Source organism: Micromonospora sp. NPDC047521, from assembly GCF_055587305.1.
Genome location: NZ_JBVJGN010000006.1, coordinates 154048 through 177037 on the forward strand (window position 1 = coordinate 154048; position 22990 = coordinate 177037).

General features: G+C 71.9%; 22 protein-coding genes. 14 read left to right on the forward strand and 8 right to left on the reverse strand.

Annotated elements, in window-relative coordinates; genetic code table 11:
• Positions 1 to 26: 26 nt before the first annotated feature.
• The gene (locus ACZ6N8_RS15785; protein WP_466010563.1) at positions 27 to 764 is read right to left on the reverse strand and encodes a class I SAM-dependent methyltransferase; all 738 of its coding nucleotides are present in this window, start codon (positions 762 to 764) and stop codon (positions 27 to 29) included.
• A gap of 89 nt (positions 765 to 853) precedes the next feature.
• Between ACZ6N8_RS15785 and lysS the strand changes: the two genes are divergently transcribed.
• From lysS to ACZ6N8_RS15800, 3 genes are all read left to right on the forward strand, one after another.
• Entirely contained in the window at positions 854 to 2362 is a 1509-nt protein-coding gene (gene lysS / locus ACZ6N8_RS15790) for a lysine--tRNA ligase (RefSeq protein ID WP_466010564.1), read from the forward strand.
• Positions 2363 to 2473: 111 nt separating this feature from the next.
• Positions 2474 to 2818, forward strand: a complete 345-nt coding sequence (locus tag ACZ6N8_RS15795; protein ID WP_139582958.1) for a histone-like nucleoid-structuring protein Lsr2 — start codon at positions 2474 to 2476, stop codon at positions 2816 to 2818.
• A gap of 486 nt (positions 2819 to 3304) precedes the next feature.
• Positions 3305 to 5839 (forward strand): ATP-dependent Clp protease ATP-binding subunit, encoded by a 2535-nt coding sequence (locus ACZ6N8_RS15800; protein WP_139582959.1) that lies wholly within the window; start codon positions 3305 to 3307, stop codon positions 5837 to 5839.
• Positions 5840 to 6611: 772 nt separating this feature from the next.
• Here the strand turns inward: ACZ6N8_RS15800 and ACZ6N8_RS15805 are convergent.
• Positions 6612 to 7523 (reverse strand): HhH-GPD family protein, encoded by a 912-nt coding sequence (locus ACZ6N8_RS15805; protein WP_466010566.1) that lies wholly within the window; start codon positions 7521 to 7523, stop codon positions 6612 to 6614.
• Between the two features lie 96 nt (positions 7524 to 7619).
• On the opposite strand from ACZ6N8_RS15805, the gene ACZ6N8_RS15810 reads away from it, so the two are divergent.
• The 3 genes from ACZ6N8_RS15810 (at position 7620) to ACZ6N8_RS15820 (ending at position 9536) form a co-directional block, all read left to right on the forward strand.
• Positions 7620 to 8132 carry a glycine cleavage system transcriptional repressor gene (locus ACZ6N8_RS15810; protein ID WP_466010568.1) on the forward strand — a complete coding sequence of 171 codons (513 nt, stop codon included), beginning with the start codon at positions 7620 to 7622 and terminating at the stop codon, positions 8130 to 8132.
• Entirely contained in the window at positions 8129 to 8701 is a 573-nt protein-coding gene (locus ACZ6N8_RS15815) for a peptide deformylase (RefSeq protein ID WP_357994306.1), read from the forward strand. The genes ACZ6N8_RS15810 and ACZ6N8_RS15815 overlap by 4 nt, the downstream gene beginning before the upstream one ends.
• A gap of 118 nt (positions 8702 to 8819) precedes the next feature.
• Positions 8820 to 9536, forward strand: a complete 717-nt coding sequence (locus ACZ6N8_RS15820; protein ID WP_466010570.1) for a hypothetical protein — start codon at positions 8820 to 8822, stop codon at positions 9534 to 9536.
• A gap of 6 nt (positions 9537 to 9542) precedes the next feature.
• Here the strand turns inward: ACZ6N8_RS15820 and disA are convergent, their stop codons facing one another.
• The 4 genes from disA to ACZ6N8_RS15840 all read right to left on the reverse strand — a co-directional run bounded on the left by disA (position 9543) and on the right by ACZ6N8_RS15840 (position 14161).
• Positions 9543 to 10727, reverse strand: a complete 1185-nt coding sequence (gene disA / locus ACZ6N8_RS15825; protein ID WP_139582971.1) for a DNA integrity scanning diadenylate cyclase DisA — start codon at positions 10725 to 10727, stop codon at positions 9543 to 9545.
• 131 nt (positions 10728 to 10858) lie between these two features.
• Positions 10859 to 12316: a DNA repair protein RadA gene (gene radA / locus ACZ6N8_RS15830; RefSeq protein WP_466010572.1), complete on the reverse strand. Its 1458-nt coding sequence runs from the start codon at positions 12314 to 12316 to the stop codon at positions 10859 to 10861.
• A gap of 85 nt (positions 12317 to 12401) precedes the next feature.
• The gene (locus ACZ6N8_RS15835; RefSeq protein WP_364372533.1) at positions 12402 to 13181 is read right to left on the reverse strand and encodes a hypothetical protein; all 780 of its coding nucleotides are present in this window, start codon (positions 13179 to 13181) and stop codon (positions 12402 to 12404) included.
• A 140-nt stretch (positions 13182 to 13321) separates the two neighbouring features.
• Positions 13322 to 14161, reverse strand: a complete 840-nt coding sequence (locus ACZ6N8_RS15840) for a UbiA family prenyltransferase (RefSeq protein ID WP_466010574.1) — start codon at positions 14159 to 14161, stop codon at positions 13322 to 13324.
• A gap of 45 nt (positions 14162 to 14206) precedes the next feature.
• Here ACZ6N8_RS15840 and ACZ6N8_RS15845 point away from each other — a divergent pair, with 45 nt between their 5' ends.
• From ACZ6N8_RS15845 to ACZ6N8_RS15860, 4 genes are all read left to right on the forward strand, one after another.
• Positions 14207 to 14980, forward strand: a complete 774-nt coding sequence (locus ACZ6N8_RS15845) for a methyltransferase domain-containing protein (protein ID WP_364372539.1) — start codon at positions 14207 to 14209, stop codon at positions 14978 to 14980.
• A 41-nt stretch (positions 14981 to 15021) separates the two neighbouring features.
• Complete coding sequence (locus tag ACZ6N8_RS15850; protein ID WP_466010577.1) at positions 15022 to 16188, forward strand: acyl-CoA dehydrogenase family protein; 1167 nt, start codon at positions 15022 to 15024, stop codon at positions 16186 to 16188.
• A gap of 91 nt (positions 16189 to 16279) precedes the next feature.
• A complete protein-coding gene (locus ACZ6N8_RS15855) occupies positions 16280 to 17323 on the forward strand; it encodes a type III polyketide synthase (RefSeq protein WP_466010579.1) in 1044 nt (347 codons plus the stop codon).
• A gap of 32 nt (positions 17324 to 17355) precedes the next feature.
• Positions 17356 to 17988: a hypothetical protein gene (locus ACZ6N8_RS15860; protein ID WP_466010581.1), complete on the forward strand. Its 633-nt coding sequence runs from the start codon at positions 17356 to 17358 to the stop codon at positions 17986 to 17988.
• Between the two features lie 10 nt (positions 17989 to 17998).
• Here the strand turns inward: ACZ6N8_RS15860 and ACZ6N8_RS15865 are convergent, their stop codons facing one another.
• A complete protein-coding gene (locus tag ACZ6N8_RS15865) occupies positions 17999 to 18685 on the reverse strand; it encodes a hypothetical protein (RefSeq protein ID WP_466010583.1) in 687 nt (228 codons plus the stop codon).
• A 328-nt stretch (positions 18686 to 19013) separates the two neighbouring features.
• Here ACZ6N8_RS15865 and ACZ6N8_RS15870 point away from each other — a divergent pair, with 328 nt between their 5' ends.
• Genes ACZ6N8_RS15870 through ACZ6N8_RS15885 form a run of 4 tightly spaced genes read left to right on the forward strand, consistent with a single transcriptional unit; the run spans position 19014 to position 21789 of the window.
• A complete protein-coding gene (locus tag ACZ6N8_RS15870) occupies positions 19014 to 19499 on the forward strand; it encodes a CarD family transcriptional regulator (RefSeq protein ID WP_007073334.1) in 486 nt (161 codons plus the stop codon).
• Positions 19500 to 19555: 56 nt separating this feature from the next.
• Complete coding sequence (gene ispD, locus ACZ6N8_RS15875) at positions 19556 to 20251, forward strand: 2-C-methyl-D-erythritol 4-phosphate cytidylyltransferase (protein WP_466010585.1); 696 nt, start codon at positions 19556 to 19558, stop codon at positions 20249 to 20251.
• Between the two features lie 13 nt (positions 20252 to 20264).
• A complete protein-coding gene (gene ispF / locus ACZ6N8_RS15880) occupies positions 20265 to 20750 on the forward strand; it encodes a 2-C-methyl-D-erythritol 2,4-cyclodiphosphate synthase (RefSeq protein WP_466010903.1) in 486 nt (161 codons plus the stop codon).
• 10 nt (positions 20751 to 20760) lie between these two features.
• Entirely contained in the window at positions 20761 to 21789 is a 1029-nt protein-coding gene (locus ACZ6N8_RS15885; protein WP_466010587.1) for a tetratricopeptide repeat protein, read from the forward strand.
• On the opposite strand, the gene ACZ6N8_RS15890 is transcribed toward ACZ6N8_RS15885, so the two are convergent.
• Positions 21786 to 22952 carry a homogentisate 1,2-dioxygenase domain-containing protein gene (locus ACZ6N8_RS15890; protein ID WP_466010589.1) on the reverse strand — a complete coding sequence of 389 codons (1167 nt, stop codon included), beginning with the start codon at positions 22950 to 22952 and terminating at the stop codon, positions 21786 to 21788. The genes ACZ6N8_RS15885 and ACZ6N8_RS15890 overlap by 4 nt on opposite strands.
• Between the last annotated feature and the right edge of the window lie 38 nt (positions 22953 to 22990).

Consider the following 22990-nt stretch of genomic DNA (forward strand, 5'->3'; position numbering starts at 1 on the left):
CGTCGAGGCCGGCGTCCGCGCCGGCCTCAGCGCCGCCGGGCCCGCAGGACGAGCGTCCGGTACGGCAGGTCGACGGTTTCCCGCCCGGCCAGCTCGGGATGCTCGGCGAACAGCTCGCGCAGCTCCCGGTCGATCCGCGTGCGTCGGTCGGCAGGTGCGGTGAGCCAGTACGAGCGGGTGCGCAGCAGCGCCGTCACCTCGTCGGGCGTGAGCGTCGTGTGGTGCGTGAACTCCCTCAGCTCGACAGGTGTGAAGGCCGAGCCGAAGTCCTCGTACCGCCCGGCGACGTCGCCGGCGCTGTCACCGAGGTGGGCGATCCGACCCAGCTCGGCGACCCACGCGACCCGGTCGTCGCGCAGGTTCCAGATCGGGGCGAACGTACCGCCGGGCCGCAGCACCCGCGCGATCTCGGCGTGCGCCCGGTCCCTGTCGAACCAGTGGTACGCCTGCCCCACCACCACGGCGTCCGCGACCCCGTCGGGCAGTGGGATGGCCTCGGCGCTGCCGGCCAGCGCGTGGCCTCCGGGAGTGGCGGCGTCCAGTTGGGCGCGCATCCCCGGGTCCGGCTCCACAGGCGTCACCTCGTGCCCGAGGGTGAGCACCTGACGGGTGAGAATGCCGGTGCCCGCGCCGAGGTCGACGATCCGGCCGTCGCTGAGCCCGTCGAGCGCCCACCGGAGGGCGGGTTCCGGATAGCGCGGACGAAACCTGTCGTAATCGCTCGCCGCAGCGCCGAAGGACAGGGCGTGAGTGTGATCGACCATGGCGGGCAGGTTATCCGGTAACAGCCCTCCGACCGCTTGAGTACGCTCGGGCCTGACCCCCTGTATCTCCCGTGACGAGGAAGCGTGCCGTGAGCGAGCAGAACGCCGTACCAGTGGACCCCGCCGACGACCTTCCCGAGCAGATGAAGGTCCGCCGGGAGAAGCGGGACCGGATGCTCGCCGAGGGCGTCGAGCCCTACCCGGTCGGTTTCCCCCGCACCACCACGCTGGCCGAGATCCGCGCGAAGTACGCGGAGTTGCCCACCGACACCGCCACCGGCGACGAGGTCTCGGTCACCGGCCGGGTGATCTTCGTACGCAACACGGGCAAGCTCTGCTTCGCGACCCTGCGGGACGGCGACGGCACCGAGTTGCAGGCGATGCTGTCGCTCGACCGGGTCGGCCCGGAGCGGCTGGAGGCCTGGAAGCGCCTCGTCGACCTCGGCGACCACGTCGGCGTCACCGGTGAGGTGATCACCAGCCGCCGGGGCGAGCTGTCGGTGCTGGCACAGCGGTGGGAGATGACAGCGAAGGCGCTGCGCCCGCTGCCGGTGGCGCACAAGCCGCTCTCCGAGGAGGCCCGGGTCCGTCAGCGCTACGTCGACCTGATCGTCCGGCCGCAGGCCCGGCAGATGGTCCGCACCCGGGCGGCGGCCGTACGCAGCCTGCGTGATTCGCTGCACGGGCAGGGCTTCATCGAGGTGGAAACGCCGATGTTGCAACTCCTGCACGGCGGTGCTGCCGCTCGACCGTTCGTGACCCACAGCAATGCGTTGAACACCGATCTGTATCTCCGAATCGCTCCGGAACTGTTTCTCAAGCGCGCCGTGGTCGGTGGCGTCGATCGAGTCTTCGAGATCAACCGCAACTTCCGTAATGAGGGTGTCGACTCTTCGCACTCACCGGAGTTCGCGATGCTGGAGACGTACCAGGCGTACGGCGACTACGACACGATGGCCGAGTTGACCCGCAATCTCGTTCAACAGGCGGCGATCGCCGTCAGCGGCTCGACGGTGGTGACCCACGCCGACGGGCGCGAGTTCGACCTGGGTGGCGAGTGGCGCTCGGTGACGCTGTTCGGGGTGCTTTCCGAGGCACTCGGCGAGGAGGTCACGGTGCGCACCGAGCGCTCCCGCCTCGTCGAGTACGCGGACAAGGTGGGATTGGCCGTGGACCCCAAGTGGGGACCGGGCAAGCTGGCCGAGGAACTGTTCGAGGAACTGGTCGTTCCCGGCCTGCAGGCGCCCACCTTCGTGCGGGACTACCCGGAGGAGACCAGCCCGCTCACCCGGGCGCACCGCAGCGAGCCGGGGCTGGCCGAGAAGTGGGACCTCTACGTGCTCGGATTCGAGCTGGGCACCGCGTACTCCGAGCTGGTGGACCCGGTGGTGCAGCGGGAGCGGCTGGTGGCCCAGGCGCAGCTGGCCGCGCGGGGTGACGACGAGGCGATGCGTCTGGACGAGGACTTTCTGCGGGCGATGGAGTACGGAATGCCGCCGGCCGGCGGTATGGGAATGGGAATCGACCGGCTCTTGATGGCCCTGACCGGGCTCGGAATTCGGGAAACGATCCTCTTCCCGTTGGTCCGCCCGGAGTAGTCCCGCCCCGCTCACAGCGAGCTGTAACCGCATCCTATTGACGGGGCGAGCAGCGCGCGGGTTATTGTGCTCTCGTTAGCAGGAGTGCCCTGCTCGAAAGGAATGTGGGACGTGGCCAAGCAGATCATTCACAAGCTGGTCGATGACCTGGACGGCGGGGACGCGGACGAGACCGTCAAGTTCGCCCTCGACGGCGTTCAGTACGAGATCGACCTGTCGAGTTCCAACGCCGCGAAATTGCGCGACGTATTCGCGCCGTACGTGGGTGCCGGCACGAAGGTGGGCCGGGGTGGCGTCGTGATCGGTGGGCGGGCTGCGCGCGGCCGGGGCGGCGCGACCGCCGACCGCGAGCAGAACAAGGCGATCCGGGAGTGGGCCAAGAAGGCTGGCAAGGACATCTCGGACCGGGGCCGCATCCCGCAGGAGATCGTTGACGAGTTCCACGCCAAGCGCTGACCCGTCAGCAGCCTGGGCGCAGGCGACAACGACGCCGGACCGGAGCATTCCTCCGGGCCGGCGTCGCCGTATCCACCCCCGTGTCCGGTTCGCGGAGCCGGGAAGCTTCCGGAGCAGACGGGCGTTGTCCACAACCAGTGGAGCAACTTTCCACAGCCTGTGGACAACCGTCCCCCGGGGTCGTGCGCGGCGCTCGCGCGGCGGCGACCCACCCCCTCGGAGGGCTTCCGAGGCCGGAGAAGGGCCCCCGTCGCGTCAGTCGGATTTCGCTCTGCGCGTAGCGACAGGGGTACCGGAACACCTCCTGAGCGCGGACGGTTGTTCAAAACGACGTGCAACCGACCCAGACCGGAGACACACGACCACGGCTGAGTCGGTCAGCGACGATAGAGTAAGGAGGCACGGACGCCCGTCCTGGACGTTCGCGCACCGGCCCCGCCAAGATCTTGACCATCAAGGCGCACGGCACGTGAGGAGCACGAGGGCATGTTCGAGCGGTTCACCGACCGAGCGCGACGGGTTGTCGTCCTGGCCCAAGAAGAGGCCCGGATGCTCAACCACAACTACATCGGTACGGAACACATCCTGCTGGGCCTGATCCACGAAGGTGAAGGCGTCGCGGCAAAGGCCCTGGAGAGCCTCGGCATCTCCCTGGAGGGCGTCCGCCAGCAGGTCGAGGAGATCATCGGCCAGGGCCAGCAGGCGCCGAGCGGGCACATCCCGTTCACGCCGCGGGCCAAGAAGGTGCTGGAGCTGTCGCTGCGCGAGGCGCTGCAGCTCGGGCACAACTACATCGGCACGGAGCACATCCTGCTCGGTCTGATCCGCGAGGGTGAGGGCGTCGCCGCCCAGGTGCTGGTCAAGCTCGGCGCCGACCTCAACCGGGTCCGCCAGCAGGTGATCCAGCTCCTCTCCGGCTACCAGGGCAAGGAGCCGGCCGCCGCTGGCGCCGCGCCGGGCGAGGCCGCGCCGTCGACCAGCCTGGTGCTGGACCAGTTCGGCCGCAACCTGACCCAGGCCGCCCGCGAGGGCAAGCTCGACCCGGTCATCGGGCGCGAGAAGGAAATCGAGCGGGTCATGCAGGTGCTCTCCCGCCGTACCAAGAACAACCCGGTCCTGATCGGTGAGCCCGGCGTCGGTAAGACCGCCGTGGTGGAGGGGCTTTCCCAGAAGATCATCAAGGGCGAGGTGCCCGAGACTCTGAAGGACAAGCAGCTCTACACGCTCGACCTCGGTGCGCTGGTCGCCGGTTCCCGCTACCGCGGTGACTTCGAGGAGCGCCTCAAGAAGGTGCTCAAGGAGATCCGCACCCGCGGCGACATCATCCTGTTCATCGACGAGATCCACACCCTGGTGGGTGCGGGTGCCGCCGAGGGCGCGATCGACGCGGCGAGCATCCTCAAGCCGATGCTGGCCCGTGGCGAGCTCCAGACCATCGGTGCCACCACGCTCGACGAATACCGCAAGCACCTGGAGAAGGACGCCGCTCTCGAGCGCCGGTTCCAGCCGATCCAGGTGGGTGAGCCGTCGCTGGCCCACACCATCGAGATCCTCAAGGGCCTGCGCGACAGGTACGAGGCGCACCACCGGGTGAGCATCACCGACGCCGCCCTGGTGGCCGCCGCGACGCTCGCCGACAGGTACATCTCCGACCGCTTCCTCCCGGACAAGGCGATCGACCTGATCGACGAGGCCGGCGCCCGGATGCGGATCCGTCGGATGACCGCGCCGCCGGACCTGCGTGACTTCGACGAGCGCATCGCCCAGGTGCGTCGCGACAAGGAGTCCGCGATCGACGCGCAGGACTTCGAGCGCGCCGCCCAGCTGCGCGACAAGGAGAAGCAGCTCCTCGGCCAGAAGGCTCAGCGGGAGAAGGAGTGGAAGGCCGGTGACCTGGACGTCGTCAGCGAGGTCGACGACGAGCAGATCGCCGAGGTGCTCGGCAACTGGACCGGCATCCCGGTCTACAAGCTGACCGAGGAGGAGACCTCGCGCCTGCTGCGCATGGAGGACGAGCTGCACAAGCGCGTCATCGGCCAGGAGGACGCGGTCAAGGCGGTCTCGAAGGCGATCCGGCGTACCCGGGCCGGCCTGAAGGACCCGAAGCGCCCGTCGGGCTCGTTCATCTTCGCCGGCCCGTCCGGTGTCGGTAAGACCGAGCTGTCCAAGGCGCTCGCCGAGTTCCTCTTCGGCAGCGAGGACGCCCTCATCCAGCTGGACATGTCCGAGTTCCACGACCGCTACACGGTCTCCCGGCTGGTGGGTGCCCCTCCCGGCTACGTCGGCTACGACGAGGGCGGGCAGCTGACCGAGAAGGTGCGGCGTCGGCCGTTCTCGGTGGTTCTCTTCGACGAGATCGAGAAGGCCCACCCGGACGTGTTCAACACGCTGCTCCAGATCCTGGAGGACGGTCGGCTCACCGACGGTCAGGGTCGGATCGTGGACTTCAAGAACACGGTCATCATCCTGACCACAAACCTGGGCACCCGTGACGTCGCCAAGGCGGTGTCGCTGGGCTTCCAGGCGTCGGAGGACTCCGAGTCCAACTACGACCGGATGAAGCAGAAGGTCAACGACGAGCTCAAGCAGCACTTCCGGCCTGAGTTCCTCAACCGGATCGACGACACCATCGTCTTCCACCAGCTGCGCCAGACCGAGATCCTCTCGATCGTGGACATCATGATCCAGCGGATCGAGACGCAGCTGCGCAACAAGGACATGGGTCTGGAGCTGACCGACAACGCCAAGAAGTACCTGGCGGCGAAGGGCTTCGACCCGGTGCTCGGTGCCCGTCCGCTTCGTCGCACGATCCAGCGCGACATCGAGGACAACCTCTCCGAGCGGATCCTGTTCAACGAGCTGACCCCCGGTCAGATCGTCGTGGTGGACTGCGAGGGCGACCCGAACGACATCGACAAGTCCAAGCTCGTGTTCCGGGGCGCGGAGAAGCCGGTGGAAGTTCCGGACGCCGTGCCGGCCGACCTCGGTGGCAGCACCGCCACCGCGGGCGCGGACGAGTAAACAGCACGCAACGAGGGCGGGGCCCGGTGGCATGAGCCACCGGGCCCCGCCCTTTCGTATACGCCGCGCGGGCGTCCGCTTCCTCGCGTCCACCGCAGGGGCGCAGCCGCGGCCGGGGCACGCTCCTTGTCGCGGCCGCCGCAGGGGCGCAGGGGGAGCGCGTCTTGTCGCGGCCGTCGCACGGACGCAGGGGTGCTCGGGGAGCGCGCGCCTTGTCGCGGCCGTCGCACGGACGCAGGGGTGCTCGGGGAGCGCGCGCCTTGTCGCGGCCGTCGCACGGACGCAGGGGTGCTCGGGAGCGCGCGCCTGGTCGCGTCCGTCGTGCGCGCACGCGCTGCCGCATCGCCCGAACGCAGCCCGGCGTGACGGTGTCGGCCTCTACTGCCGGCAAGATCGCGCAACATCCTGGATGTAGTGCCATCCGGCGCGCCCAACACCACTACATCCAGGATCGAGTGCGATCTTCGGCTCCGTCGCGCAAGTCGCGCCTGCCGCGCAAGTCGCGCCTGCCGCGCAAGTCGCGCCTGCCGCGCAAGTCGCGCCTGCCGCGTAAGTCGCGCCTGCCGCGGGGAGGGCGGGCCAGGTCGTGGGGGCCTGGCCCCGCTCGGTGGCAAGACCGCGCCCAATGCACGAGATGCGGCGCTACGTGCGTTCGCGCACGGCCGCGCGCTGGCACGACATCAGGGAAACTGCCTCACGGCGGCCTGGGGCAGCAGTTTCAGGGATGTTGGGCAGATCTTGGCGACCTTCGGGTCCGACAGGGCCGGCCGGTTCAGGTGGTGAGGTCGGCGGTGGGCAGGGACGGGCCGTCGCCGGCCAGCCGGAAGGAGTCGGCGCCGACCGGTTCCACGAGCCCGTCCTGGACCAGACCCGCCAGAGCCCGCGCGCGCTGCACGTCGTCGGTCCAGACCTGGTCCAGCCGCTGGTGCGGCACCGGCCCGGTGGTCTCCCGGAGCACCCCGAGCAGCAGTCCGCGTACCTGCCGGTCGGTGCCCGCGTACCGCTGGGGGCGGCGGGTCGGTCCGGCCGGCGGCTCCTGCCCGGAGGCCCGCCACGCGCAGACCGACTCGACCGGGCAGGCCGTGCAGCGCGGTGACCGGGCCGTGCAGATCACGGCGCCCAGCTCCATGAACGCGGCGCTGGCCAGGGCCGCCGCGGCGGGCTCGGCGGGGAGCAGTTCCTCCGTGGCGACCAGGTCGGCGGGTCGGGTGACGGGGCCGGCGTCCGGCTCACCGGCGACCGCCCGGCAGACCACCCGACGTACGTTCGTGTCGACCACCGGGTGCCGCTGCCCGTACGCGAACGCGGCCACCGCCCGCGCCGTGTACGTGCCGACGCCCGGCAGCGCCAGCAGCTGCTCCAGCCGGTCCGGCACCTGCCCGCCGTGCCGCTCGACGATCGCGACCGCGCACTCCCGCAGTCGGACGGCGCGGCGCGGGTAGCCGAGGCGTCCCCACATCCGGATCGCCTCGGCGGGGGTGTCGGCGGCCAACGCGGCGGGCTCCGGCCAGCGGGCCAGCCAGGCCTGCCAGGCCGGCACCACGCGGACCACAGGTGTCTGCTGGAGCATGACCTCGCTGACGAGGATGGCCCACGGGGTGACGCCGGGCTCGCGCCACGGCAGGTCACGGGCGTGCTGCCGGAACCATTTGCTGACCAGGGTGGCGAAATCGGGTTGTGTCATGGCGTCGTCGATGATGTCACGGGGTGTGTTCCCGCTGATTGGGCGGATCGGGCGGGGCGTCTCGGCGGCGTCGGACGGATCGGAGAGAATGCCCGGATGAACGAGCTCGCGATCACCGTCATCGGCCGGGACCGGCCGGGCATCGTGGCCGACGTCGCGGAGGTGCTGGCCCGGCTGGGCGCGAACCTCACCGACAGCACGATGACGCGGTTGCGGGGGCATTTCGCGATGACCCTCATCTGCACGGGCCCGGCCGCCGCCGAGGTCGAGGCCGCGCTGGCGCCGCTGGCGGCCCACGGGCAGCTGCTGGCGACGGTACGCGAGGTCACCCCGGACGGTGAGGTGCCTCCGGCGGGTGAGCCGTACGTGATGGCGGTGCACGGGTCGGACCGGATGGGCATTGTGGCGGCGATGACCCGGGTGCTTGTGGACGCGGGTGGGAACGTGACGGATCTGAGCACCCGGTTGGCTGGTTCGCTCTACGTGGTGCTGGCGGAGGTCGAGTTGCCGGCGGGCGTGGCCGAGACGCTTGTGGACCGGTTGGATCGGACGGCTGCCGAGTTGGGCGTGGGGGTCACCCTCCGGCCGGCGGACCCGGACCTGCTGTGACAGGGGAGCAGAGCGGGGCGTACGTCGGGCTCGGCGGCTGGACGCCTGAGTCGCTGCCGGTCGAGGGTGAGATCCGGGCGGTGGTGTCTGCCCCGAATCCGGTGTTGAGCCGGGCGGGCGGTGCTGTCGATCCGACGTCCTCCGAGACGGTCCGGTTGGCTGCCGACCTGGTGGCGACCATGCGTGTCTCGCCGGGGTGCGTGGGGTTGGCCGCGCCGCAGATCGGGGTGGACGCGCAGGTCTTCGCGGTCGATGTGACAGGGCATCCGAAGGCGGTCACCGTGCACGGCACGTTCGTGTTGTGTAACGCCCGGGTGGTTGAGGCCACCAGGTGGAAGCCGGGCCGGGAGGGGTGCATGTCGGTGCCGGACCTGACCGGGGACGTGAAGCGGGCCAGCCGGCTGGTGGTGGAGGGTGACCTTCCGGGCAGCGGGGCGTCGGTGCGGCTGGTGACGGACGGCTTCGAGGCGCGGGCGTTGCAGCATGAGATCGACCACTGCGCGGGGCTGCTCTTCCTGGATCGTGTGGCCGGGGCGCACGCGGTCTACCAGCGCAAGGTCTACCTCTGAACGGGGGCGTGACCCGCCGTCGCTCAGTCCTCAATGGACGGTTGGGGCGGCGGGTCGGTGGTGCTCCGGCGCGTCGCGCCGGGCTGGTGGGTGTCGCGCGGCTACCGTGGGGGGCATCATGCGTCTGACGGTCGGCCCCCTGCCACCCGCCGTGTACTGGCGGCGTCGCGTCGTCGTACTCGGAGCGGGGCTTCTCTTCCTGATTGTCCTGCTCTACTCCTGCACCGGCTCGGATCGCTCGGGCGGCCAGCCGAAGGCGGGGGGGTCGCCGGCGGCGACGTCGGCCGCTCCGGGGGCCGGCGGGCCGGTGCTGACGCCGCAGACGGGGGCGCCGCCGTCGTCGTCCGCGTCGGCTGATCCGGACACCTCGACACCGAGCCCCGAGATCACCAGCAACAACCCGCCGCTGGGTGCCGCTGCCGGTTCCGTGGACGACGGCACCTGCACCGACGCCGAGATCAGCGTGACCTCGGTGGCGCAGCCGGTCACGGCGCAGCGCGGGACGGTCGTCAACCTCCAGCTCAAAATCAAGAACATCTCCGACCGGACGTGCAGCCGCAACGTCGGCGCCGACCTTCAGGAGATCTTCATCAAGTCCGGCGCCGAGAAGGTCTGGTCGTCGGACACCTGCGGCAAGGCCCGAGGCTCCGACGTGCAGTCCTTCACGCCCAACTTCGAGCGCTCCTACGAGGTGGGCTGGAACGGGCGGGACACCAGCCGCTGCGACGACAACGGCCTGGCGGCCGGGCCGTTCCCGCCGGCGGGGAGCTACCAGGTGCTGGCCCGGGTGGGCAACAAGCTCAGCGCGCCAGTGAAGCTCACAGTCACCGGCTGAGCCGGATCAGACGTACCGCTCCAGGATGGACGCCTCGGCGAGCCGGGACAGGCCCTCCCGGACGCCCCGGGCGCGCGCGTCGCCGACACCCTCGACGGCCTGGAGGTCTTCGACTGTCGCGCCGAGCAGCCGCTGGAGGCTGCCGAAGTGCAGCACCAGCCGGTCGACCACCGCCACCGGCAGCCGGGGCACCTTGGCCAGCAGCCGGAAGCCGCGCGGGCTGACGGCGGCGTCCAGCGCGTCCGATGCGGCCGGATAGCCGATCGCCTTGGCCACCGACACCAGGTCGATCAGCTCGGTGGCGCCGAGCAGGTCCAGCTCGACGAGCGCCTCGTCCAGGGTGCGGGACTTGCGGCCGATCGGCAGGTAGTCCCGGATGACGAGCGTGCGGTCGGCGTCCACGCCGGCCATCAGCTCGTCGAGCTGGAGGGCGAGCAGACGGCCGTCGGTGCCCAACTCGACCACGTAACCCGCGATCTCGTCGGCGATCCGGCGGACCATCTCCAGCCGCTGCACCACGGCCACCGCGTCCCGGACGGTGACCAGATCCTCGATCTCCAGCGCGGAGAGCGTCCCGGAGACCTCGTCCAGTCGGAGCTTGTAGCGCTCCAGGGTCGCCAGCGCCTGGTTGGCGCGGGACAGGATGGCCGCCGAGTCGTCGAGCACGTGGCGCTGACCGTTGACGTAGAGGCTGATGATCCGCATGGACTGGCTCACCGAGATGACGGGATAGCCGGTCTGCCGGGCCACCCGCTCGGCGGTGCGGTGCCGGGTGCCGGACTCCTCAGTCGGGATCGACGGGTCGGGCATCAGGTGCACCGCGGCCCGGACGATCCGGGTGCCGTCGCTGGAGAGCACGACGGCGCCGTCCATTTTGCACAGTTCACGCACCCTGGTCGCGGAGAACTCCACGTCCAGGGGGAAACCGCCGGTGCAGAGGCCCTCGACGACCTTGTCGTACCCGAGGACGATGAGCGCGCCGGTGCGGCCGCGCAGAATGCGCTCCAGGCCGTCGCGCAGCGCGGTGCCGGGCGCCATCAGGGCGAGGTTGGCCCGCAGCGGATCCCCGGCGCCTCCGGCGGCTCCCGCCGTCACGCTCACGCTGATCGGGCGGGCGGGCGAGCCCACGGCGCCGGTGCGGGCATGGGGCGGCGCGCCGGCTGGCTTGGTGGTATCGCGGTCGATCGGCACGGGCACAGTCTACGGACTGCCGTGCGGTGGGTGCTGTCGTGGTTACTGTGATGTGTCACGATGCCGCCCTTTTCCAGGTTTCCCGCTTGGGGCGGGCTGTCCGGTATCGCCCTCCCCGCCGGCACGGTGGGTCACTCGGCGGACGCGCGCGCCGCATGTTGCAGCGCCGAACGGACGTCGGTGACCTCGGTCACCCGCATCTGTTCGGGGCCGGCGCCGGTGCTCGCCGGGCCGCAGCCGGGTGGCACCAGGGCCACCTTGAACCCCAGCCGGGCCGCCTCCGCCAGCCGACGTGGCACCGCGCCGACCCGACGCACCTCGCCGGTGAGCCCCACCTCGCCGATCGCCACCAGGTGCGGAGCGATGGCCAGGTTGAGCCCGCCCGAGGCGACCGCCAAGGCTACCGCAAGGTCAGCGGCCGGCTCCACCACCCGGATGCCGCCCACGGTGGCCGCGAAGACCTCCCGGTCGTGCAGGGTCAACCGTTCCGTACGACGTTGCAGCACCGCCAGCACCATCGCCAGCCGGGCCGAGTCGAGGCCGGAGACGGTGCGTCGGGGCGAACCGGCCACCGTCGCGCCGATCAGCGCCTGCACCTCGGTGACCAGGGCGCGGCGCCCCTCCATCGCCACTGTCACGCAGGTGCCCGGGACCGGCTCCGAGTAGCGGGTCAGGAACAGCCCGGACGGGTCGGCGAGGCTGCTGATGCCGCCCTCGTGCATCTCGAAGCAGCCGACCTCGTCGGCCGCGCCGAACCTGTTCTTCACGCCGCGCACCAGGCGCAACGAGGAGTGCTTGTCGCCCTCGAAGTGCAGCACCACGTCGACCAGGTGCTCCAGGACCCGGGGACCGGCGACCTGACCGTCCTTGGTGACGTGCCCGACAAGCACGGTGGCGATGCCCCGATCCTTGGCGACCGACACCAGCGCGGCGGTGACCGCTCGCACCTGGGTCACCCCGCCCGGCACCCCCTCGGTGCCTGTGGTCGAGATGGTCTGCACCGAGTCGAGCACCAGCAGCCCCGGCTTGACCGCGTCGAGGTGGCCCAGCACCGAAGCCAGGTCACTCTCGGCCGCGAGGTAGAGCTGGTCGTGCAGGGTGCCCATCCGCTCGGCACGCAGGCGCACCTGGCTCACCGACTCCTCACCGCTGACCACCAGCGACGGGCTGCCGGCGCCCACGGCCCACTGCTGCGCCACGTCGAGCAGGAGGGTCGACTTGCCCACGCCTGGCTCGCCGGCGAGCAGCACCACCGCCCCCGGCACCAGGCCGCCGCCGAGCACCCGGTCCAACTCGCTGACGCCGGTGGGCCGGGCGCGGGCCGGGGCGGCGCTGATCGTGGCGATCGGTCGGGCCGGCTCGGACGGCATCCGCGAACTGACCACCCGGCCGGAGACGGTCGGGCCGGTCACCGTCGACTCGACCACCGAGCCCCACTCGCCGCACTCCGGGCAGCGCCCCACCCACTTGGGCGGCTGGTGCCCGCAGGCGTCGCACTCGTACGCCGGACGCGGCTCGCGTGCGGCGGACCGGGCGCGGGGGGCACCGGCCGTGCCGCCGCGCGCAGAGGTCGATCGGGAGGTGGTCACATCAGGACGCTAGCCCGCTCGTACGACGAAAACACCCCGGCGTGGTGGTCACCACGCCGGGGCGTTCGTCGATGTCGGGTGTGGGTCAGTCGTGGGTCGTGCCGCCCTCGCCGCCCTCGTACCCGCCCTCGCGCTCGATGATCGGCGACGGAGGCGCAGCAGGGGTGAGCGGCACCGCGATCGGCGCCTGGCCGGTGACCGTGTTGCCGTTACCGAAGTCGAAGGTCACGAAGACGTTCTGGCCGGAGCGCAGCGCCTCCTTCAGACCGATCAGCCGGAGCTGGGTGGTCGCCTCGGAGTTGAGCTGGAGGTAGCTCAGCGGAGCCAGCTCGATGCGGGCCGGCTGACCCGGCGCGGCCGGGCTGGCCGAGCCCGACGCCCGCGCCGACTCCGGGGCGGACGGCGTGGCCGAGGACGACCCGGTCTCGGAGGGGGTCGCGGACGGGCTGGCCGAGCCGGACGTCGACGTCGACGGGCTGGCCGAGCCGGACGGGGACGGGCTGGCGGAGGTCGACTCCGAGGCGGACGGCGACGGGCTCGCCGAGCCGTCGCTGATCACCACCTCGCGGGCGCTGTCGGTGGTGACGGTGACCGTCACCGTCTCCTTCGAGTCGTTGTAGATCACGGCGTTGAGCAGGGCGTCCTGACCGGCCCGGTAGCCCTCGGCACCCGGGTAGTCGACCAGCAGGCCGCGTACCGAGAACGAGCCGTTGCTGGTCGTGAGGCTGACGCCCTGGACCGAAGCCTCCTTCTCGGCGGTCTCGGCGATCTGACCGGTGCCGCAGCCGGACGCCAGCAGGCTGGCCGCCGCGATCCCGGACAGCAGCAGGGCCGCCCGCCGGGAACCCCTGATCGAGCGCGTCACGTCGGTCCTCCTCGTCACAATCCCCACCCGGCCTCCACGCCGGGCACGGTGGCCATACCCGCGCAGACCGCGCTCCAGGGTAGTTGGAGCTGATCGAGGCCCGCACACGGACCCGGCAATGCCACCTGCCCGGGTGCCGGTCAGACGACCCGACCGCTCGCCACCAGCAGGACCACGTCGACGAGGGCGATCAGCATGACTCCCCGGAAGGCGGCCACCGGCCGCCGGCCGGCCCGGAGCGCGGAGCGTCCGGCGTACCAGCTCAGGGGTGGCACCACGGCGGCCGCGCCGACCGCGGCGACGCCGACCACCGACGGCGGCCCGGGCGGCCCCACGACCAGGGCGGCGGTCGCCGCGAGCAGGAGCGCGGCGGCGGCGATCCGGCTGCCTGCCGCGCCGAGGCGGTGCGGCAGGCCGCGTACGCCGGTGCGGGCGTCGTCGGCGAGGTCGGGGAGCACGTTGGCGAAGTGCGCGCCGGCGCCCAGACACGCCGCCGCGACGAGCAGCCACGCCGGCGGGGCCGGCTCGCCGGGCAGCGCCAGCACGATGAAGGCGGGCAGTGCCCCGAACGAGACCGCGTAGGGCAGCACCGAGAACGCGGTGGCCTTGAGCGGCCAGTCGTAGAGCAGCGCGGAGACCAGTGCGACGGTGAGCCAGAACGCCGCCGTGGGGTTCGTGGTCAGCGCCAGCAACGGGCAGGCCAGCGCGGCCGCCGCGGCGGCCCAGGCCGTGGTGCGCCGGCCGACCGCGCCGGCGGCGACAGGTTTGTCGGTACGCCCCACCGTGGCGTCCCGCTCGGCGTCCAGCGCGTCGTTGGTCCAGCCGACGGCGAGCTGGCTGGCCAGCACCGCGAGCACCACCGAGACGATTCCGGACGGCCGGTGCCCCACCCCCCACGCCAGCAGACCGGCCACCGTGGTCACCGCGGCGGCCGGTTCCGGATGGCTCGCCCTGACCAGCCCTAACACCCTCGACGACATAAGGGAAGTCTGGTCGTTACCGAGCAGTCGTGCCACGCTCGTGCCATGCGAGACGTGGCTGCGGCCCCGGCGTCCGCCGGCACCCGGGTGCTGCCGCGCAACGATCCACGCCAGTACGACGACCTGGCCGGTGAGTGGTGGCGGCCGGATGGCGCGTTCGCGATGCTGCACTGGCTGGCCGAGGCCCGCGCGGCGATGGTGCCCCCGGCGGGCCGTCCCGACGCGCTCCTGGTCGACCTCGGCTGCGGCGCCGGCCTGCTCGCGCCGCATCTGGCCGGCAAGGGTTACCGGCATGTCGGTGTCGACCTGACCCGTTCGGCGCTCGTGCAGGCCGCCGAGCACGGGGTACGCGTCATCCAGGCCGACGTCACGGCCGTTCCGCTGCCGGACGGCTGCGCCGACGTGGTCTCCGCCGGTGAGCTGCTGGAGCATGTGCCGGACTGGCCCCGCGCGGTGGCCGAGGCGTGTCGGCTGCTGCGTCCCGGCGGGCTGCTGGTGCTTGACACCCTGAACGACACGGCGCTGGCGCGGCTCGTTGCGGTACGGATCGCCGAGCGCCTGCCGACGGTGCCGCGTGGCATCCACGATCCACGGTTGTTCGTGGACGCTCGCCGGTTGGTGGCCGAGTGCGCCCGGCACGGCGTCGACCTGCGGCTGCGCGGCATCCGGCCGCAGGTCGGCGGTCTGCTGGCCTGGCTGCTGCGGAGGGCCGGCGCGTCCCGGTCCGCCGGTGCGGCGCCGGCCGGCCGGGCGCCGCGCATCGTGCCGACACGATCCACGGCCGTGCTCTACCAGGGCCGGGGCGTCCGCAACGGATAGTCGGGTCGCGGCGGGGGTATGGACGTCGAGGAGGGGGCGATATGACGGTGCATGCGCTTGAGGCGGCCCGCCGGTTGGCGCCGCGGTTCGCCGCGCGGGCGGCAGAGCACGACCGGGACGGCTCCTTTCCGGTGGAGGACTTCCGTGACCTGCGGGAGGCGGGCCTGTTCGGGCTGATGGTGCCCCGGGCGCTCGGCGGTCTCGGGGCCAGCTTCGCCGAGTACGCCGCAGTGGCCACCGAACTGGCCAGGGGTAACGGCGCGACAGCCCTGGTGTTCAACATGCACGCCTCGGTGACCGGCGCGCTGGGAGCGGTGACCGAGGAACTGGCCGAGGCGCTGGGTGTGCCGGACGAGGCGTTGGTCGCCCGGGACCGGCTGCTCACCGCCGCAGCGCAGGGCTCGTGGTACGCGGTCGCCATGAGTGAACGCGGTGCCGGTGCCCGGCTCTCGCAGTTGAGCACGGTCTACGAGGCGACCGACGGTGGCTGGCACCTCAAGGGCAGCAAGACCTTCTGCTCTGGGGCCGGGCACGCCGACGGCTACCTGGTGGCCGCGCGCAGTGCCGCCGACCAGTCGGTGGTGTCTCAGTTCCTGGTCCCGGCCGGCGACGGGTTGACCGTCGAGCCGACCTGGGACGCGCTCGGCATGCGGGCCACCTCCTCGCATGACCTGCACCTGGACGTCACGGTGCCGGCCGACCGGCTGCTCGGCGGCGTGGAGGGGTTGGCCCTGGTGGTCGCCCAGTTGATGCCGCACTGGCTGGTGGCGAGCTACGCGGCTGTCTACGTGGGGGTGGCCCAGGCGGCGATCGACGCGGCGGCCGAGCACCTCAACGCCCGCAACCTGGCCGGCCTGCCGGCGGTGCGGGCGCGGCTGGGTCGGGCGGACGCGGCGACGGCGGCGGCCCGGCTGGTGGTGGCCGAGGCGGCCCGCCGGGTGGACGAGGAGCCGGGTGAGGCGGAGACCAACAGGTGGGTGTGGCGGGCCAAGTTGCTCGCCGGCACCACGGCGGCCGAGGTGGCGGCGTCGGTGCTGGAGGCGGCGGGCACCTCGGCGACCCGGCGCGGCCATCCGTTGGAGCGGCTCTACCGGGATGCCCGCTGCGGGTCGCTGCACCCGGCGACCTCGGATGTCTGCGCCGACTGGCTCGGCGTCGCGGCACTGGGCGGTGACCCGGACCGCGATGGATCGACTCCTCGTTGGTGAGTCGGCGCGGCACGACTGACGTGGAGGAACGGCCGGGCACGATGGCCGGTGGGACGGACCGGGGGACAACTTCGGACGAGAGGTGGCGATCGTGCCCGTACCAGTGATCGCGGGGCTCGGGGTGGCGCAGCCGCCATCGGCCTCGCAGGACGAGTTGTGGGAGGGCTTCTTCTCCCGGCACTTCTCCGGTACCACAAGGTCATTGGCCCAGCGGATCTTCGCCAACTCGGGGGTGACCCGGCGGCAGGCCGCCGTCAATCCCCTGTTGGAGGACGTCTCGGACTGGCCCACCGAGCGCCGGATGCGCCGCTACCAGGTGGAGGCCCTGCCGCTGGGCAAGGAGGCGGTGGGCCGTGCGTTGACGGCGGCCGGGTTGGACGCCGGGGACATCGGGTTGTTCATCGTCTGTTCCTGCACCGGGTACGCGACCCCGGGCCTGGACATCCTGCTCGCCCGGGATCTCGGCATGGCACCGGACACGCAGCGGATGTTCGTGGGCCACATGGGCTGTTACGCGGCGCTGCCGGGGTTGGGGGCGGCGAGTGACTTCGTCACCGCCCGGGGGCGTCCGGCCCTGCTGCTCTGCGCCGAGTTGACAAGCCTGCACATCCAGCCCGCCAGCGCCCGGGTGGACACGCAGCAGATCGTCTCGCACGCGCTCTTCTCGGACGCGGCAGTCGCGGCAGTGGTGGTGCCGGACGGCCGGGGGTACGCGTTGAGCGAGGTCACCGCGGTGACGGACACGTCCACGGCCGACCACATGACCTGGGACGTGACCGATGCGGGTTTCCGGATGGGGCTGTCGTCGAAGGTGCCGCAGGTGCTGTCGCGGCATGTGAGCGCCCTGGTGGACGACCTGCTGGCCCGGCACGGCACGACCCGTTCCGAGGTGGACGGTTGGGCGGTGCATCCGGGTGGGCCGAGGATCCTCAACGTGGTGGAGCGGGAGTTGGCGTTGCCGCCGCAGGCGCTCGCGGCGTCCCGGGCGACGCTCGACGAGCAGGGCAACTGTTCCTCGCCGACCGTGTTGCTGATCATGGACCGGCTGGCGCGTGCGGCTCCGCGCCGGATCGTGATGCTGGCGTTCGGTCCCGGTCTCACCCTGTACGCCGCTCTGCTCGATCGACAGGACTGATCGTCCGCGGTCCCGGCGGTACGCTCACCACCATGGACGGGGCGGACGACCGGCTGCGGTCGGCGGTGCTGGTCGGGGTGGCCCTGGCCGCGTTGGCGGTGGGTGGCTGGTGGTGGCGGGCGTCCGCCCCTGCCCCGACGGCCGGGTCCGCCGGCCCGCCGACGGCCGCGCCGAGCGTCAGCACCGAGCTGGAGCGCGTCATCGCTTCAGCGATGCCCGATGAGCGGGTGACCATCCGGGTGGACGCCCGGACCGGCGACGTCGCCGGCTTCGAGCGCCGCCCGTCGCTCATCGACCCCGCGACGGGCGCGTTCACTGGTGTCGACGGCGACGAGGGGGTGCTCTCACCGGGGAGTGATCTGCCGTCGTTCCGCGAGACGATCTGGCGGGAGGACACGGATCTCGTTCCGGGCCAGGAGTTGGTCCGGCAGGCTGCCGACGACGGTTCCCGTTATCTGCTCCAGTACCGGTGCACCCGGCCCGGGACGATGGCGGTGACGAGCACCGAGGCCGAGATCGTCGGCCCGCCGCGTATCGACTGCGACGGTACTGTCGCCTCCGCCGAGGTGCTGCCCATCGGCGGGCCGTTCCGGGTGTCCCTGTCGGCCGTCGGCGATCAGCCGATCGTCGCCCAGGCGCAGCTCGTCGCCCTGCCCCCTCGCTAGACCGGGCCGGTCAGGCGGCCAAGGCGCTGAGGTCTCCCCGGTACGCGTCGATCGGCCCCAGCTCCGGCAGCACCCGGGTGACAGTGCCGGCGCGGTCGACGAGCAGCGCCGCCGCGGTGCCGGGGCGGGCCGGCTGGCCGAGGAAGGAGCGCAGCCCGCCGGCGGGGTCGGCAAGCGCCTGGACGCCGTGCACAGGTGGCGGCGCCGCCGTTCGCCCGCCGGTCACGGTGACAACTGTTACTCCGGCGGGCGCCGCCGCCACGGCCTCCGTGACGACGGCCGGGCACGGGCAGCCGTCCACGAGGATGATCATGGCGGGGAGCAGGCCGCGCAGCGGCACCGGCGCCTGTCCGGCGTCGACCAGGTCCAGCGCGGGCAGCGCCCGGCCGGTGAGGGCCGGGGGTGGCGAGGAGGGCGTCAGGGTGGGCCGGTCGGTGCCCCGGTTGGCCCGTGGCAGGGTCACCGCGATCAGGCCGGCCAGCGTGGTGAGCAGCGCGACAAGCAGGACCAGCATCGGCAGGACCAGCGCGCGGTGCGGGCCGGTCCGCCCGGCGGCCCGGCGCAGCTCACGGCGGATCTGGGCGGCCTCGTCGGCGAGCGCCGAGGCGTCGTCGGGGACCACCACCCGACCCCATTCGGGGGGCAGGTCGGGCAGACCGTCGGACGGCCCGTGGCCCTCTGCGTCCGGCTTGCCCATCGGACCCCCTGGAAGCGTCTCGAGAGCGGACTGCTGTGCGACCTCAAGCGTCCCGCACCGGGGGCACCTCTCGCCACACCTGGGCGCGATCGCGCAAGGCGGGATACCATGAGGTGAGCGCATAGCCCTTGATCTCGACGTTCTGTTCACCCGTACCGGGCAGTCATCCGTACGTTACGGAGCGTGTTCGAACCATCGGTTTGACCGCCTGTCAAGCTGAAGAAAGACCTCTCACAGGGCCCCTGAGCTGCGCCAACAGTCAGGACATCGGTGAGACATCGGTGCCTGACCGTGTTACCCTAGACACAGCGAAAGGGGTTTCGAACCTATGGTTTTCAGTGTCGGCGAGACCGTTGTTTACCCCCACCACGGGGCCGCACTCATCGAGGCAATCGAGACTCGGGTCATCAAGGGCGAGCCTAAGCAATACCTCGTCCTGAGGGTCGCGCAGGGTGACCTGACGGTCCGGGTGCCCGCCGAGAACGCCGAGATCGTGGGCGTACGCGAGGTGGTCGGCGAAGAGGGCCTCGGCAAGGTCTTCGACGTTCTCCGGGCTCCGCACACCGAGGAGCCGACCAACTGGTCGCGGCGTTACAAGGCCAACCTGGAAAAGCTGGCTTCCGGCAACCCGCTCAAGGTCGCCGAGGTCGTGCGCGACCTGTGGCGCCGGGAGCGGGAGCGGGGTCTTTCGGCGGGTGAGAAGCGGATGCTCGCCAAGGCCCGCGACATTCTCGTCGGCGAGGTCGCGCTGGCGGAGAAGAGCACCAAGGACGAGGCGGAGACGCTGCTCGACAAGGTGCTCACCGAGGCCTAGTCCGCACAGCATCGTCGTACCCGATTAGTAGCGAACAAACCACCGAGGACCGCGACGTGACCGCGCAGCTCAACCCGCGCGGTGACGTCGCGGTCCTCGTGCCTGCGGCGGGCGCTGGCGTACGGCTCGGCCCCGGCCGACCGAAGGCGCTGCGCCTGCTCGCGGGCGAGCCTCTGCTGGTGCACGCCGTACGGCGGTTGGCGGCGGCGCCCTCGGTGCACACGATCGTGGTCGCCGCTCCGGCCGCCGAGGTGACCGCGGTCCGCGAGCTGCTGGCCCCGGTGGCGCCCGTGACAGTGGTGCCCGGTGGCGCGGAACGGCAGGCCTCGGTCGCCGCGGCGCTGGCCGCGGTGCCCGACGGGCCGACGATCGTCCTGGTGCACGACGCCGCTCGCGCGCTGACCCCGCCCGAGCTGGTGGAGTCCGTCGCGGCGGCGGTCCGCGACGGGTGTGCCGCGGTGATCCCGGTGCTGCCGGTCGTCGACACCATCAAGGAGGTGGGCGCGGACGAGGTGGTGCTCGGCACCGTCGACAGGTCCGCCCTGCGCGCCGTGCAGACCCCGCAGGGTTTCCGCCGGGCGGTGCTCACCGCCGCGCACGCCGCAGCCGGTGATCCGCTCACCGACGACGCCGGGCTCGTCGAGAAGCAGGGCGTCCCGGTGACCTGCGTACCCGGCTCGGAGTACGCGCTGAAGATCACCCGCCCGTTCGACCTGGCGCTGGCGGAGCATCTGCTCGCCGCCGCCGGTTGACGCGTACCCTCTGATCATGATCGTTCCCCTGGTGGCCATCGGCACCGACGTGCACGCGTTCGAGCCCGGGCGGCCCTGCTGGGTGGCGGGCCTGCTCTGGCCCGAGCAGGACGGCCTGGCCGGGCACTCGGACGCCGACGTGGCCGCGCACGCCGCCTGCAACGCGCTGCTCTCCGCCGCCGGCCTCGGTGATCTCGGGTCCGTCTTCGGGGTCGGCCAGCCGGAGTGGGCCGGGGCCTCCGGGGTGGCTCTGCTGACCGAGACCGCCCGCCGGGTGCGGGCCGCCGGCCTGGAGATCGGCAACGTCTCCGTGCAGGTCGTCGGCAACCGGCCCAAGATCAGCCGTCGTCGGGAGGAGGCCCAGCAGGTGCTCTCCGCCGCCGTCGGCGCTCCGGTGACCGTCTCCGCCGCGACCACCGACGGTCTCGGTTTCACAGGCCGCGAAGAGGGTTTGGCGGGCATCGCGGTGGCGCTGGTGTACGACGCCACGGCCGCCTAGGCTCGCCGCGATGTCCAGCGACCCCACCCCCGACCAGTCCGCCGCCGACGGCTATCTGCAGCGCGCCCAGCTCCTCGCCGAACTCGGCCGCCATGACGAGGCGGCCGGTGAGCTGACGTACGGGCTGGCCCTCCAGCCGGATGACGTGGCCGCCCTCACCATGCTGGCCCGGGTGCACCTGGCCGCCGGCCGGCCAACGGATGCGCTGGCCGCAGCCGACACGGCCGTCGCCGCCGCACCGGACGCGCTTGCCCCGCTCGTCACGCGTGCCATGGCGCTGGCCGACCTGGAGCGGTACGCGGAGTCGGCCGCCACCGCCGACCGGCTCCTCGCCCTCGGCCCGGCCGACGCGTACGCCCAGCGGAGCGCGGCGGCGATCCTGGCCGACTCGCGTAACGGCCAACCGGCGTTGAACGCCGCGTGGCGTGGGGTCGAGCTGGCGCCTGACGAACCACAGGCACATCTGGTGCTCGGCCTGGTCGCCGCCCGGCTGGAGTTGTTCGACCTGGCCGAACGGGCCTACTCCGAGGCGTTGCGGCTCGACCCGCGCCTCGCCGACGCCCCCCACGACGTGGGTGTCATCCGCCTGGAGCAGCGCCGCTGGTCGCAGGCGTTGGCACACATCGCCGAGACGGTCACGATCGGCCCGAGTCGGATGGACTCCGGGCGGACCATCGCGTACGGCCTGCACCGGCTGGTGCTCTACGGCGCGGGCTGGTCGTTGATCGCGGCGGTGCTCGTGGCGTTCGCGGCCTCGGCAAACGGTGGCCTCTCCCGCATCGTCGCGGTGCTTGCCGCGCTTACCGGTGGGGTCGTGGTGTGGCAGCTCGCGGCGCGTCTGCCGGGGCTGACCCGGACGGTCCTGCCCGCCCTGGTGCACTCGGACCGGGCGATGGCCCTGGCGGTCTACGCCGTGGCCGCCGCGCCGGTGCTGCTCCTGGTGTACGCGGTGGTCGGCTCCCCGTGGCCGCTGGTGCTGGCCGTGGCCGTGACAGCGATAGCCGAGTTCGCCATCTTCACCAGAACCACCTTCCGCTAGACCCGACGTGCCCAGGTCCAGGCGTACCCGTCGTCCTCGCAGGTGCGTGCCGCGTCGCAGAGGTCCAGCGGGCGGAACGTGTCGACCATGACGGCCAGCTCGTCGAAGTAGTCGGCGCCGATGGAGCGTTCGGCGGCGCCGGGCTGCGGGCCGTGCGTGAACCCGGACGGGTGCAGCGAGATCGAACCCTGCTCGATGCCGGAGCCGCGCCGGGCCTCGTAGTTGCCGCCCGTGTAGAAGAGCATCTCGTCGGAGTCGACGTTGTGGTGGTTGTACGGCACCGGGATCGACTGCGGGTGGTAGTCGACCTTGCGGGGCACGAAGGAGCAGATGACGAAGTTCGGCCCCTGGAAGGTCTGGTGCACGGGCGGGGGCTGGTGGATGCGGCCGGTGATCGGCTCGAAGTCGTGGATGGAGAACGCCCACGGGTAGAGGTGCCCGTCCCAGCCGACCACGTCGAACGGGTGGTTGGCGTAGACGTAGCGGGTCCAGCCACGCCTGTGGCGGACCAGCACCTCGACCTCCTCGTCGTCGACGAGCAGCGGGGCGTCCGGTCCGCGGACGTCGCGCTCGCAGTACGGGGAGTGCTCCAGGAACTGGCCGCGTACGGAGAGGTAGCGCTTGGGCGGGCCGATGTGCCCGGCCGCCTCGACGGTGAGCAGCCGGACGGGCTGGTCGCCGGTGGGCACCAGCCGGTGGATGGTCGAGGTGGGGATGATGACGTAGTCGCCGGCTACCGCGTCCAGGACGCCGAACGGGGACTCGACCCGCAGGGTGCCGGCCTCGACGTAGAGGCAGTGGTCGCCTGTGGCGTCGCGGAACAGCGGCGAGGGTCGGTCGGCGAGCACGTACCCGATGCGCACGTCGTCGTTGGCGAGGAGGTACTGCCGGCCGAGGATCGGGTCGGCGCCGCCTGTGTCGAGCTTGTGGGTGCGCAGGTGGCGGGGTTTGAGGGGCAGGTTCGGCGTACGGGTGAACGCGGGCGGGGTGAACTCGTCGGCGGCGAGGATCGCGGTGGGCGCGTGCCGGTGGTAGAGCAGTGACGAGTCGGAGGAGAAGCCCTCCTGGCCCATCAGCTCCTCGGCGTAGAGGCTGCCGTCGGGTTGGCGGAACTGGGTGTGGCGCTTTCGCGGCACCTCGCCGACGCTGCGGTAGTACGGCATCTCGCCTCCCGATATGTCCCGTTCACCGGTCGAAGGCG

Bases quoted from the DNA above. Each gene is read 5' to 3' on its own strand.
- ACZ6N8_RS15785 (WP_466010563.1), bottom strand. From the start codon at position 764: ATGGTCGATCACACTCACGCCCTGTCCTTCGGCGCTGCGGCGAGCGAT.
- ACZ6N8_RS15800 (WP_139582959.1), top strand. From the start codon at position 3,305: ATGTTCGAGCGGTTCACCGACCGAGCGCGACGGGTTGTCGTCCTGGCC.
- ACZ6N8_RS15805 (WP_466010566.1), bottom strand. From the start codon at position 7,523: ATGACACAACCCGATTTCGCCACCCTGGTCAGCAAATGGTTCCGGCAG.
- ACZ6N8_RS15810 (WP_466010568.1), top strand. From the start codon at position 7,620: ATGAACGAGCTCGCGATCACCGTCATCGGCCGGGACCGGCCGGGCATC.
- ACZ6N8_RS15820 (WP_466010570.1), top strand. From the start codon at position 8,820: ATGCGTCTGACGGTCGGCCCCCTGCCACCCGCCGTGTACTGGCGGCGT.
- ACZ6N8_RS15840 (WP_466010574.1), bottom strand. From the start codon at position 14,161: ATGTCGTCGAGGGTGTTAGGGCTGGTCAGGGCGAGCCATCCGGAACCG.
- ACZ6N8_RS15845 (WP_364372539.1), top strand. From the start codon at position 14,207: ATGCGAGACGTGGCTGCGGCCCCGGCGTCCGCCGGCACCCGGGTGCTG.
- ACZ6N8_RS15850 (WP_466010577.1), top strand. From the start codon at position 15,022: ATGACGGTGCATGCGCTTGAGGCGGCCCGCCGGTTGGCGCCGCGGTTC.
- ACZ6N8_RS15860 (WP_466010581.1), top strand. From the start codon at position 17,356: ATGGACGGGGCGGACGACCGGCTGCGGTCGGCGGTGCTGGTCGGGGTG.
- ACZ6N8_RS15865 (WP_466010583.1), bottom strand. From the start codon at position 18,685: ATGGGCAAGCCGGACGCAGAGGGCCACGGGCCGTCCGACGGTCTGCCC.
- ACZ6N8_RS15870 (WP_007073334.1), top strand. From the start codon at position 19,014: ATGGTTTTCAGTGTCGGCGAGACCGTTGTTTACCCCCACCACGGGGCC.
- ACZ6N8_RS15885 (WP_466010587.1), top strand. From the start codon at position 20,761: ATGTCCAGCGACCCCACCCCCGACCAGTCCGCCGCCGACGGCTATCTG.
- ACZ6N8_RS15890 (WP_466010589.1), bottom strand. From the start codon at position 22,952: ATGCCGTACTACCGCAGCGTCGGCGAGGTGCCGCGAAAGCGCCACACC.